Below are 12,766 nucleotides of genomic sequence, written 5' to 3'. Positions count from 1 at the left end.
TGATTGTTTATTAGTGGACTATTCCTACTGTACTGGTAAGTTAAGGTTATGAGTAAGTTATATGAATGGATCATTCCTGATTCCGATGTCATGGAAGAAGAGGCGATCCAAGTAAAACCGCCATCGATGTATAAGGTTATCCTCAACAATGACGATTACACGCCGATGGATTTTGTGATAGAAGTGTTACAGAAGTTCTTCTCCATGGATTTGGAGAAATCAACACAGTTAATGCTGGCTGTGCATTATGAAGGGAAAGCGGTTTGTGGAACCTTCACTGCTGAAGTAGCCGAAACCAAAGTGGCCCAGGTGATGATGCATGCGAGAGAGCATGAACATCCGCTGCTGTGTACGATGGAAAAGGCCTAGGCTTTTTTCGGCACGCCATTATTGAGTGGTATTTAGGGGAGGTGCCTTATGCTAAATAAAGAACTTGAAGCTAGCTTGAACGGTGCATTCGCACGGGCAAGAGAAAAGCGCCATGAGTTTATGACGGTTGAACATTTGCTGTTGGCGCTGCTAGAAAACGCGGCAGCTCAAGAAGCCTTATTGGCTTGTCGAGCCGATTTAGAGACGTTGCGTAAAGAGCTTGACTCATTCATTGAGCAGACTACGCCACTGATCCCTGTCGATGATGAAAGCAGAGAAACCCAGCCTACACTCAGCTTCCAGCGTGTATTACAACGTGCCGTTTTCCATGTGCAATCATCCGGTCGCAGTGAAGTCACGGGCGCCAATGTGTTGGTGGCTATTTTCAGTGAGCAAGAGTCGCATGCGGCGTATTTGCTCAAGAAGAGTGACATCAGCCGTTTGGATGTGGTGAATTTCATTTCCCACGGCACAGTGAAAGACAGCGACAATGACGATTTGAATGGTCCAGATGTGGGCGGTGAAGAACCGCGTGCAGAGCAAAACAGCGAAGATAAGCTGGAAAATTTTGCGACAAACCTGAACCAGTTAGCGCGTGCCGGTGGGGTTGACCCGCTGATTGGCCGCGATAGCGAACTTGAGCGTACGGTGCAGGTATTGTGTCGTCGCCGTAAGAACAACCCGTTGCTGGTCGGTGAGGCGGGCGTGGGTAAAACCGCGATTGCTGAAGGTCTGGCATGGCGTATTGTTGAAGGCCAAGTGCCGGAGGTGATCCAAGACTGCGTGATTTACTCGCTGGATATTGGTTCGCTATTGGCCGGGACGAAATACCGTGGTGACTTCGAGAAGCGTTTCAAAACCATTTTGAAGCAGCTGGAAAAAGAAGACCACGCGATTTTGTTCATTGATGAGATCCATACCATTATTGGTGCGGGTGCTGCTTCTGGCGGTCAGGTGGATGCGGCGAATTTGATTAAACCGCTACTGAGCAACGGTAAATTGCGTTGCATGGGTTCAACCACGTACCAAGAGTACAGCAATATTTTTGAGAAAGAGCGCGCGCTAGCACGTCGTTTCCAGAAAATCGACGTGATTGAACCATCACTTGATGACACCACGAAGATCTTGATGGGCTTGAAGCCGAAGTATGAAGCGCACCACGAGGTTCGCTTTACAAACAAAGCGATCCGTGCGGCGGTGGAGCTTTCTGCCAAGTACATCAATGAGCGTCACTTGCCCGATAAGGCGATTGATGTGATCGATGAAGCGGGCGCGCGTTGTCGTCTTGCACCAGCCAGTCGTCGTAAGAAAACGGTGAACGTGAGCGACATCGAAGCGATGATTGCCAAGATGGCACGCATTCCAGAGAAGTCTGTGTCGTCGAGTGACCGTGATGTGTTGCAGAAGCTCGATAGCAAACTGAAGATGTTGGTGTTTGGCCAAGATCCGGCGATTGATGTACTGACAGAAGCGATCAAACTGAGCCGTGCAGGCTTGGGGGCGGATAACAAACCCGTGGGTTCTTTCTTGTTTGCTGGCCCGACAGGGGTAGGTAAAACGGAAGTGACCGTGCAGCTGGCACGTACACTGGGCATTGAGCTGTTACGCTTTGATATGTCGGAATACATGGAGCGTCACACTGTTAGCCGTTTGATCGGTGCACCTCCGGGTTACGTGGGTTACGACCAAGGTGGTTTGCTGACCGATGCAGTGATCAAGAACCCACACTCTGTGGTACTGCTTGATGAAATCGAGAAGGCGCACCCAGATGTCTTTAACCTGCTACTGCAGGTCATGGATAACGGGACACTGACAGACAACAATGGCCGTAAAGCCGATTTCCGTAACGTGATTTTGGTGATGACCACCAATGCCGGTGTGACGGAAACCGTGCGTAAGTCGATTGGTCTGATCCAGCAGGATCACAGCTTGGATGCGATGGGGGAAATCAAGCGTGTGTTTGCGCCTGAGTTCCGTAACCGTCTTGATGGCATTATTTGGTTCAACCACCTAGAGAAAGACGTGATTTCTCTGGTTGTTGATAAATTCATTGTCGAGTTGCAAGCCCAGCTGGACGCACGTGGCGTGTCGATGGAAGTGTCGTCGGCTGCTCGCGAATGGATGGCTGACAAAGGCTACGACAAGGCGATGGGTGCTCGTCCAATGGCGCGTGTGATTCAAGATAACTTGAAGAAACCGATGGCCAATGAACTGTTGTTTGGTTGCCTTGTTAATGGCGGTTCGGTGCGTGTCGATCTCGTCAATGATGAATTGGATTTCCAATTCAGCAGCGAAATGGAACCTGCGCACTAACCTGCATAGATCCTGTATAGCGGCTTTTAGATAAAAACAGCTGAAATAAAATAACCGCCGAAAGGCGGTTATTTTTTTGAGATCAGCAAGCTATTCTGCTGATAAATGAGATTCTCAGCGCTTAGCGCTGGCTTGCCCACAGGTGAAGCAGATCGGTCGCAATCGTTGCCGCAGCCAATGCGGTCATGTCGGCGTGATCGTAAGCCGGCGCCACTTCTACCACATCCATGCCGATCAGGTTAATGCCCTGTAAACCACGGATGATTTTCAGTGCTTTGTCTGACGTCAGGCCGCCACACACTGGCGTGCCCGTACCTGGTGCAAACGCGGGATCCAAACAGTCGATATCAAACGTCAGGTAAACCGGACGGTCACCCACTGTTTGCTTGATGTTTTCCACGATCTGATCGACCGACCAATCATTGGCGGTACCGGCATCAATCACATTGAAACCCAGCGTGTTGTCGTAGTCTGTACGAATACCTATCTGTACCGAGTGTGTCGGATCGATCAGGCCTTCTTTCGGCGCATGGTAGAACATGGTGCCGTGATCGTACTGGCTGCCCATGTCATAGGTGTCAGTGTGGGCATCGAAGTGGATCAGCGCCATTTCGCCGAATTGCTTGGCGTGAGCACGCAGCAGCGGCAGCGTGACGAAGTGGTCACCGCCAAATGTCAGTAGGGTTTTACCTTGTGCCAGCAAGCTGGTGGCGTGTTGTTCCAGACGCTCACACATTTGACCGGCATCGCCACAATCAAACACTAAATCGCCACAGTCAGCGATGGTGATTTTGTCAGCCAGTGAGAATGACCACGGCCAGCGTTTGCCTTCCCAAGCCAAATTTGTAGAAATCTGACGAATAGCCCCTGGGCCCATACGGCTGCCAGAACGGCCCGTTGTCGCCATATCAAACGGTACGCCCGTGATGATCACATCCGCATCAGACGCGTTTGGGTTAAATTCAAGCGGTTGACGCAAGAAACCGAACGCATTGGCGTACAGTGAATAATCCGGATAGTTAGCCAGTGTTGCCATGATAAAGCTCCCAAAAATCGTGTTCATACCTCGTTCATGCGTGGCGTGAGCGAGGGGGATAAATCTTCTAATGAATTAGCGACTGCCTTGGATATCTTCCAAGTAAGTATAGCCTTGTAGCCCTTCTGCAAGCTCTGCCAGAATGTCAGCATGTTCGCTTTCTGGCAGGTGCTGCTTCACCATGATTTCGTATTGGCGAAGGAATGACTCTGAATCGAGATGCATATAACGCAACACATCCCCCACACTGTCACCGCGATCCACTTGTTCGATGTGGTAGCTGCCATCTGGTTTGCTGCGAACGGTGGCGGTATCGGTATCCCCAAACAGGTTGTGCATATTGCCCAACACTTCTTGGTATGCGCCGACCATGAAGAAACCGAGACGATAAGGGGCTTCATCGGTCCATGCTGGCACCGCAAGAGTACTCTCTATACCTTGGCCTTCGACATACTGGTCAATCGCGCCATCGGAGTCACAGGTGATATCCAGGATCACCGCCCGGCGCTCTGGCGCTTTGTCCAAATTGCTCAGTGGCAGTACCGGGAACACTTGTTCAATGCCCCATGCATCAGGCAGTGATTGGAACAGCGAGAAGTTCACGAAGAACTTGTCGGCTAAACGCTCGTGCATCTCGTCCAGCAAAGGACGGTGAGCCCGGTTCTTCGTCGAAAGGCGTTTTTCCAATTCATAGCATAGACGCAGACTGATTTGCTCAGCCCATGCACGTTCCGTGAAATTCAGCATACCCATGGCAAATTGGGTGTGTACTTCAGACAGATCACTTTGGTTGTCATGGTAAATTTCGACCAATGAACGGTGATCCGTCAGGGCCTTCAAGTCCTGCCAAGAGTGCCACATGTTATGCAGGATCTGCGGCGCATTTTCTTCTGGCGGATATACCGACTCACCCTGATAGCTTTCTACCCCGACCACATCCGTGATCAACACGGCGTGGTGTGCAGTCAAGTTACGGCCTGATTCAGAGATGATGCGCGGCATGTGAATGTCATACTCTTTACACACATCCCCGAGGGTGTAGACCACGTTGTTTGCGTATTCACGCAAGCTGTAGTTCATCGAGCAGCTGCTCTGGCTACGGGTACCTTCATAGTCCACCGCCAAACCACCGCCTACGTCAACCGTGGTTATGCCGACACCCAATTTACACAATTCTGCGTAAACACGGCTGGCTTCGCCCACGCCATTACGCACGTCACGAATGTTGGCGATTTGCGAGCCTAAGTGGAAATGCAGCAGCTGCAGACAATCGAGCATATCGTTGTCACGCAGTTTGTTGATGACGGTGAGCACTTGTGACGCAGAGAGGCCAAATTTGGATTTTTCACCGCCACTGGCTTGCCATTTACCTTTACCTTGCGACGATAAACGCGCCCGCAGGCCCAAGCGAGGGCGCACACCCAGCGCGTTGGCTTCTTCCATGACGGTCTGCAGCTCAGAGAGCTTCTCAAGCACGATGTACACTTCGTGGCCGAGCTTTTCACCGATCAAGGCTAAACGGATGTACTCGCGATCTTTATAGCCGTTACAGACGATCACGGAACTGGCTTGTTGTGCCATCGCCAATACCGCCATCAGCTCAGGCTTACTGCCGGCTTCTAAGCCCAACTGACGTTGTTGCTTGGCGTATTGACTGGCGAGGATCTCACTGACAACCGCTTCTTGCTGGTTGACTTTAATGGGATAAACCGCGAGGTATTCACCTTGGTAACCATAATGCTCAATCGCCTGATTAAAGGTCGAGCATAGGCTGTCCACCCGATGATGCAAAATATCAGGGAAACGAACTAATACGGGTAATGATGCCCCTTTGGCAATCAGCTCATCGGCCAATTGAGAGAGGGGAATAGTATGGTTCGGATTGACATTATCAGGTTTAACAACGACTTCACCTTGTGAGTTAATGTCGAAATAGCCCTGACCCCAGTAAGGGGTGTTGTAAACGTCACGTGCATCATTGATAGACCAATCACTCATGTATTTTCCTCGATCAGTGATTGGGTGCTGGCAGCGGTGTTAAAGACGGCTGTGGTAAAGCCCAGCCGTGAAGACTGCAAGCACCAAGTTGATAATACTCATCTAGCATGCGGAGGGTAGCGTCATGATAGAAAGAAGACACTCCGCAGGCTGCGTGAAACCGATAGGCCAAGGGATTATGGGCTAACGTGCTCTTTTGGTTCGCCTAAGCGACATCCTTTTCTTGCGACGGGCAAGAGGACTCGTTGCCGTTAGCGTAATGTCTTTGGGGTAGAGATTGGCTGCGGTGTCGCAAACGGTCACTAGGCTAAGTTGCACCAGTGCATCATGGATTGCGAGAGGTTTCATTGTCATTCCTACACGGCCGTGCTGCAGACAGATTTCACGGTATGAAGAAAGATGAGGCTCAAGGGTGAACCCGTCTACACCTCGGTTGCATGGTCTTACCATGTCAGCTGGGTGCTGTGCGATTAGACAACCGAAATCCTTGTGAGGCAAATAAAATAATCTGCTTGTTTCAATGAGATTTTTTGATGACAACACTGTCAATTTCGAGGCGAAACAAGCCGGTAAATAGCGCGGTTAAAACGATTGAAAAACAGGCAAAAAGTGGGTGATTAGCGGGAGAAAAAACAGGTAAATATACAGGTGTTAACCGTGAGGGGGACGATGAAAAGAGAAGTAGGAAGAGGGAGAAAAATAAAACCCGGCAAGCGCCGGGTTTTATTTGTATTCTGTAATCTTTGCGTAAGATTAACGGGCGCGGAAGACGATGCGGCCTTTGGTTAGGTCGTATGGAGTCAGTTCCACAGTTACCTTGTCACCAGTAAGAATACGGATGTAGTTTTTACGCATTTTGCCAGAGATGTGAGCGGTAACAACGTGACCGTTTTCTAGCTCTACGCGGAACATTGTGTTAGGCAGTGTATCAAGTACAGTGCCTTGCATTTCAATTACGTCTTCTTTTGCCATTGAATCCTCTATAGGCTACCAGCCATTCGTCTTGATCGGGCTGGATAATGCCTTGAATCTGTTTGAGTGTAAAGTTCAGGCGGCAATTTTACCCTTGCCGTGGTACTTTGTCAGCTACTGTAGTGCATTAAAACGCATTTTATCTAATTTGCAAGCAGTTACCGGTGAAAATAGCAGCTCTACATCTCAGTTACTTTAAAATACGGGGTTTTGCGTAGCCCATTAAAGAAAAATTGGCAAGGTGCTTTCTCATCTTGCGGTGTTAGTCGCTCGATTGCCAGCGGTTATCCCGTAGCTTTTGGTGGGGCTTGAAGCGTATTTTGTAATTCATCGCTGGGCACGCATCAATTTGGTAGCCCGGATACAGCCAATCTCGACCGGTCTGTTGGCAGTATTGGATTTGGTACAGCACGCACAGTGTTCCCAGCGACAGCGGGGAGGCCGGATCAAAGAAGCTGTACATCGCACTGAGTGCATCATCAAACACATCGGTCACCGCAATCGCGATCAGCGTGTCGCCATCATACACATGTAAGAACTGGGTATGCATCCAAGGGGCGGTGCAAAATTCAAAGAACTGATCTTTGTTCGCTGGATACATTGAGCCGTTGCGATGGCGCTGGTGGATGTAGCGTTCATACAGTGAAAACCATTCCTCATCCAACGTCGACTTGAACACCCAACGCAGCGGTTTCATCTGATTGAGCTGGCGCTTCTGACTTTTGCTTGGCGTAAAGGCTTGGCATGCCACCCGCAATGGTGTACAGGCTTGGCACTGTGTGCACATTGGCCGATAAATGGCACTGCCGCTGCGACGATACCCTGACGCAATTAATACATTATAGCCTTCGGGTGTGAACCAGTGATGATCCATCACCACGCCCAGTTGTTCGTTTTCCCCTGGCAGGTAGTTGCAGTCAGATTCGGGGGTGAGCCCGATCCGTAATGAAATCTGATTGAAAGGATTCATGAAAGTACCGGGGTTAGCTCCTGAGGTTGATAGCAGTTCACGTCGAGCGTGATATCGCTTAACTGGTGAAGCGCCTGTGTAAAGTGTGGGCGATCCATCTCTGCGGCACCTAATGACGCCAGGTGATCGTTCATCATCTGGCAATCGATAAGGTGGCCACCGTGCGCGGAGAAATGCTGACAAAAAGACCACAATGCAATTTTAGAAGCGTTATCCGCAATTGAAAACATCGACTCACCACAGAACACGCCACCCATACTGATCCCATATAAGCCCCCGACCAGTTCACCCTGCTGCCACACTTCAACAGAATGGCAATAACCGAGGTCATGCATGTGCTGGTAAGCATGAATCATGTCAGGGGTGATCCAGGTTTCATCTTTCCCCCGCGTGTCGGCGCATAATTGGATCACGCTTTTGCAGGCATGGTTCACTGTGATGGTATACCCTGATTTGCGGTAAAACTTACGCAGGCTTTTGCTCGGACGGTAGTGTGCCGACAAAAACACCGCCCGGGGAGCCGGACTCCACCACAGTAGAGGTTCGCCTTCTGTGAACCAAGGGAAAATACCTTGGCGATACGCAGACAGTAAACGGGCAGGGCGCAAGTCGCCCCCAAATGCGAGCAGGCCATTCGGTTCTGCCAGTGCGGTTTCTGGGGCGGGGAAGTCAGTGTTGACCGGGTCGAGCTCAGGAAGATAGATTGCCATAATTACATACAGGTTGTTGAACAATGCCACGGGTAACGCAACGGGGTATAAGGGGATTATATGATGAGAAAAGCGTTATTGTTATTGCTAATTTTTCCGTTGGTGATATCGGCCGCGCCCTATAACCGTAATCAGGCGCGCGCGGTGAATGAGGTGGTGTTTGGTCACGTCGACAGTGTGCGGTATATCAGTTATCAAGACATCGTCACCTCGCAGCGTAACGGCTGGGAAACCTTATTAGGTGGGGTGATTGGTGGTTTAGTCGGCAACCAATTTGGTGATGGCTCCGGACGGGAAGTCGCGACTGCGGTGGGGGTGATTGCTGGAGCGGGTATCGCTCATGAACGTCAACCCACGCAGCATGTGGTTGATTATCAGTTGGTCGAAATATTGATCAAGGTGGATGATGGGCGTTTGATTGATGTGATCCAAGATATGGATAACACGATGCGTTTTTCGCGTGGTGATGATGTACGTATTTTGTATTTTTATGACGGCGTCAGGGTGGATAAAACGTATCCGTAGCGATCATTACCGTCGATAAAAAAAAGCGTGAAAGCCAGTGGCCTCACGCTTTTTTGATCATGCTTGCTCAAAGCAGTAGGGTTTATTCTACCGTCAGAATACGCATGTTGTTGGTTGACCCAACGGTATCCATCACATCACCCTGAGTGATGATCACAAGATCGCCTTGGTCAAGGAAACCTTTGTCTTTAAGTACACTCAATGCGTGTTTTGCCGCTTCTAAGCCAGCATCGCTGTCACGGTCGAAGAACACCGGTGTCACACCGCGGAATAGTGATGCGCGGTTTAGGGTGTTTTCATTGCGAGACATGGCAAAGATTGGCAGACCCGATGAGATACGAGACATCATCAGTGGTGTACGGCCAGACTCTGTCATTGCGACCATCGCTTTTACGCCTTCCATGTGGTTTGCAGCGTACATGGTTGACATCGCGATGGTTTCTTCTGGCGATTCAAACGTACGTGCCAAACGGTGGTTAGATACGTTGATGCTAGGCTCTTTCTCTGCCCCCACACACACGCTAGCCATGGCTGTTACTGTCTCAACAGGGAAGTCACCTGCTGCCGTTTCAGCCGATAACATTACCGCATCCGTACCATCAAGCACGGCGTTCGCAACGTCCATCACTTCTGCACGTGTTGGCATTGGGCTGGTGATCATGGATTCCATCATCTGCGTTGCAGTGATCACGGTACGGTTTAGGCTACGCGCACGACGGATCAATTTCTTCTGCACGCCTACTAGCTCAGGGTCGCCAATCTCAACGCCCAAGTCACCACGAGCAACCATGACAACGTCAGACGCCATGATGATGTCATCCATCGCTTCCGTTGTTGCAACGGCTTCTGCGCGCTCTACTTTTGCGACAAGCTTAGCGTCAAGGCCTGCTTCTACTGCAAGACGACGTGCATACTTCATGTCTTCGCCGTTACGTGGGAAAGACACCGCAAGGTAGTCAACGCCCATTTGTGCAGCAGTAATGATGTCAGCTTTGTCTTTTTCAGTCAGTGCTTCTGCAGACAGGCCGCCACCTTTTTTATTGATGCCTTTGTTGTTAGACAGTGGGCCACCCACGGTCACAACAGTGTGCACTTTGTTGCCCTCTACAGACGTCACTTCAAGTTGTACGCGACCGTCATCAAGTAGTAGGAGATCACCGGTGACCACGTCATTCGGTAACTCTTTATAGTCAAGGCCAACAGATTGCTGATTACCTTCGCCTTTTGGCAGGTCGCTATCAAGGGTGAATACGTCACCGATAGCCAGTTGGATTTTGTTGTCTTTGAAGGTTGATACGCGGATCTTAGGACCTTGCAGATCGCCGAGGATAGCAACGTGCTTACCCAGTTTGGCTGCAATTTCACGAACAGTCTTAGTACGTTGAATGTGATCTTCTGGGCTACCGTGAGAGAAGTTCATGCGAACAACGTTTGCGCCTGCTGCGATAATTTTTTCTAGGTTATTATCACGGTCAGTTGCAGGACCCAGAGTTGTCACGATTTTAGTACGTCTTAGCCTTTCAGACATTGTAAGCTCCATTTGTATCATTATGTGCAATGAAAACGATTGCATTATGATCATCACTTTCATTGATGTGCAAGAAATAGTACTACACTAACGTGCCAGAAGATGCTGTTCTTTATCAACAAAATGTAAGAAAAAGCATCCTCAAATGGCCGTTGATAAATGATTTTTCACGCCACCATAAAGCCTTTTTCTCAGTGGTAGAAAACAGAGGTAATACCGACGGTTGTGCGGTGTGATATGACAAGTGTAGCGGCATAAAAAAAGCACGACCTGCGCCGTGCCTTTTCTTTTATAAAATGCCTTCTTTCGTGAAGCGTGAATCCTTGAGGGATTCTTTCACGCGTTTAAGGTTTTCGCGAAACCCGGCGCCTCGACGCAGGGTAAAACCGGTTGCCAGTACATCAATCACGGTCATTTGCACCACACGGCTGGCCATTGGCATATAGATGTCGGTGTCTTCCGGCACATCTAAGCAGATAGACAGCGAACACTCACGATCCAGCGGCGAGTCTTTGGCGGTAATACCGATCACGGTAGCGCCGTTTTCACGGGCCATACGGGCAACTTCTACCAAACTCTTTGTGCGGCCAGTGTGCGAGATCATCACAACGACATCACCGTCAGAGCAGTTAATCACGCTCATGCGCTGCATCACGATGTCATCAAAGCAAACAATCGGAATGTTAAAGCGGAAGAATTTGTTTTGCGCATCGTGCGCGACAGACGCTGACGCCCCCAAACCAAAGAAAGATATTTTCTTTGCTTGAGTGAGCAAATCCACAGCACGGTTTACCTGCATCGGGTCAAGGCTGTTTTTGGCGACGTCTAGGCACGCCATGGTTGATTCAAAGATTTTTGACGTATAGGCATCAGGGCCATCGTCTTCTTCAACATTACGGTTCACATACGGTGTACCGTTAGCCAAGCTTTGTGCCAGATGCAGTTTAAAATCGGGGAACCCTTTGGTATCGAGTCGACGGCAGAAGCGATTGACGGTAGGCTCACTGACATCGGCCATTTTCGCCAGAGTTGCAATGCTGGAGTGAATGGCGGTTTGAGGTGATGCAAGAATGACCTCAGCCACTTTACGCTCTGATTTGCTGAAATTATCAAGGTTCTTTTGAATTTTCTCTAGGGTATTCATGGCGGTTACCGCTCGTTACTGAATTTCATTATTGGCTACGTTGTTCTTATCGCGCCATTTTGATGAAACTATACTACTTTTCAGAGATCTGCTCCTAGCAAATCGGCGAGTATTACGTTGTCTTTTTATTATAGTTTGACAAAGATCGAGTTTTTCCTTTCAGAATTGAAATGAAAATTATGCAAAACGACCGATATGTGCGCGACATTGGCTTTATTTTGTTGTTTATTTTCAGTAGCAGGGAATTAATTTACAGGTTGAAAAAAATGCCGTGGTTATTTACCGCCATTTTATTGATTGGTTATGACGGGGAGGACGGGTGGATATATGGAATAATACGAAAGTCAGCATTTGTGGTTGTGGCTGGCTAGGGGCGCCGTTGGCGGCGCAATTAGTGGCATTAGGGGCCGAGGTGTGGGGCAGTCGACAACAAAAAGAAGACGTCGAGGCGTTGGCTGCCATGGGTGTGCACGGCGTCAAGTTGCAGTTACCGCTGGATGTGGCCTCTTCTTCATGTCTTGCTGACTTCTTTACTACCGATGTGCTGGTGATCAATGTGCCGCCTGGGCGCCAAACCGGGGCTGTCCCTGCCTGGCAGAAAAATGTGGGGCAACTCATTGCAGCGGCGCGTCACTACGGGACTCAGCGGATTATCTTCATTAGCACAACGGCGGTGTATGGTGGGATAACAGGCACGGTGGTTGAATCCACCCCTGTGCAGCCAGAGACGGCGTCTGGCCATGCGCATGCCCAGATGGAACAGCACGTGTTGCAACAATGGGGAGAGGATGCCGTGGTGCTACGGTTGGCAGGATTGATTGGCCCGGGTCGTCATCCTGTCCGCTTTTTGTCTGGACGGGAAGGTATCCTGCAAGGAGGCGATCGAGTAAACCTGATACACCAACACGACTGCATACAGGCCATTAAACGCATTATTCAACAGTGGCCGGGTGGACAGGTATTGCATTTGGCTGCGCCGGAACACCCTTCACGTGCAAGGTATTATTGCCACATGGCAGCACAAGCCGGTTTGCCATTGCCACAGTTTATTCCGGAAACCGAAGAGGCCGTTCAGGCCAGGGGCTGTAAAGTGATTGATGCACAGGCGACGTGTGAATTACTGGACTTGACGCTGACGCACCCTGACTTGATGGCTTATATGCCAGAAATATAGGCATTGAAAACGCACCAATAAAAAAAA

11 protein-coding genes are annotated in these 12,766 nt (G+C 49.7%); 4 read left to right on the top strand and 7 right to left on the bottom strand.

The window, feature by feature from the left end; all coding sequences use genetic code 11:
• The first annotated feature begins 48 nt into the window (after positions 1-48).
• Entirely contained in the window at positions 49-369 is a 321-nt protein-coding gene (gene clpS / locus L4C36_RS05810) for an ATP-dependent Clp protease adapter ClpS (RefSeq protein ID WP_428476848.1), read from the top strand.
• 48 nt (positions 370-417) lie between these two features.
• On the top strand, positions 418-2,682 hold the full coding sequence (gene clpA, locus L4C36_RS05805) for an ATP-dependent Clp protease ATP-binding subunit ClpA (protein WP_428476847.1): 2,265 nt from the start codon (positions 418-420) through the stop codon (positions 2,680-2,682).
• A 121-nt stretch (positions 2,683-2,803) separates the two neighbouring features.
• On the opposite strand, the gene speB is transcribed toward clpA, so the two are convergent.
• The 5 genes from speB to aat form a co-directional block, all read right to left on the bottom strand.
• Complete coding sequence (speB, locus tag L4C36_RS05800) at positions 2,804-3,718, bottom strand: agmatinase (protein WP_428476940.1); 915 nt, start codon at positions 3,716-3,718, stop codon at positions 2,804-2,806.
• 75 nt (positions 3,719-3,793) lie between these two features.
• A complete protein-coding gene (speA, locus tag L4C36_RS05795) occupies positions 3,794-5,716 on the bottom strand; it encodes a biosynthetic arginine decarboxylase (RefSeq protein ID WP_428476846.1) in 1,923 nt (640 codons plus the stop codon).
• Positions 5,717-6,469: 753 nt separating this feature from the next.
• The gene (infA, locus tag L4C36_RS05790) at positions 6,470-6,688 is read right to left on the bottom strand and encodes a translation initiation factor IF-1 (RefSeq protein WP_005298441.1); all 219 of its coding nucleotides are present in this window, start codon (positions 6,686-6,688) and stop codon (positions 6,470-6,472) included.
• Positions 6,689-6,950: 262 nt separating this feature from the next.
• Positions 6,951-7,658 (bottom strand): arginyltransferase, encoded by a 708-nt coding sequence (locus L4C36_RS05785; protein WP_428476845.1) that lies wholly within the window; start codon positions 7,656-7,658, stop codon positions 6,951-6,953.
• Positions 7,655-8,368, bottom strand: a complete 714-nt coding sequence (gene aat, locus L4C36_RS05780; RefSeq protein WP_428476844.1) for a leucyl/phenylalanyl-tRNA--protein transferase — start codon at positions 8,366-8,368, stop codon at positions 7,655-7,657. The genes L4C36_RS05785 and aat overlap by 4 nt, the downstream gene beginning before the upstream one ends.
• 63 nt (positions 8,369-8,431) lie before the next feature.
• Here aat and L4C36_RS05775 point away from each other — a divergent pair, with 63 nt between their 5' ends.
• Entirely contained in the window at positions 8,432-8,893 is a 462-nt protein-coding gene (locus L4C36_RS05775; protein WP_428476939.1) for an outer membrane lipoprotein, read from the top strand.
• Between the two features lie 82 nt (positions 8,894-8,975).
• Here the strand turns inward: L4C36_RS05775 and pyk are convergent, their stop codons facing one another.
• Entirely contained in the window at positions 8,976-10,421 is a 1,446-nt protein-coding gene (gene pyk, locus L4C36_RS05770; RefSeq protein ID WP_428476843.1) for a pyruvate kinase, read from the bottom strand.
• Between the two features lie 289 nt (positions 10,422-10,710).
• Positions 10,711-11,565: a MurR/RpiR family transcriptional regulator gene (locus L4C36_RS05765; RefSeq protein ID WP_047874222.1), complete on the bottom strand. Its 855-nt coding sequence runs from the start codon at positions 11,563-11,565 to the stop codon at positions 10,711-10,713.
• A 319-nt stretch (positions 11,566-11,884) separates the two neighbouring features.
• On the opposite strand from L4C36_RS05765, the gene L4C36_RS05760 reads away from it, so the two are divergent.
• Positions 11,885-12,739, top strand: coding sequence for an NAD-dependent epimerase/dehydratase family protein (locus L4C36_RS05760; RefSeq protein ID WP_428476842.1), 855 nt, complete (start codon positions 11,885-11,887; stop codon positions 12,737-12,739).
• The last annotated feature ends 27 nt before the right edge of the window (positions 12,740-12,766 follow it).

This window comes from Photobacterium japonica (genome assembly GCF_050337005.1).
In the GTDB taxonomy this organism is placed as follows: domain Bacteria; phylum Pseudomonadota; class Gammaproteobacteria; order Enterobacterales; family Vibrionaceae; genus Photobacterium; species Photobacterium japonica.
The sequence above is the reverse complement of the archived record's forward strand: the minus strand, read 5'-3'. Positions and strand labels throughout refer to the sequence as shown.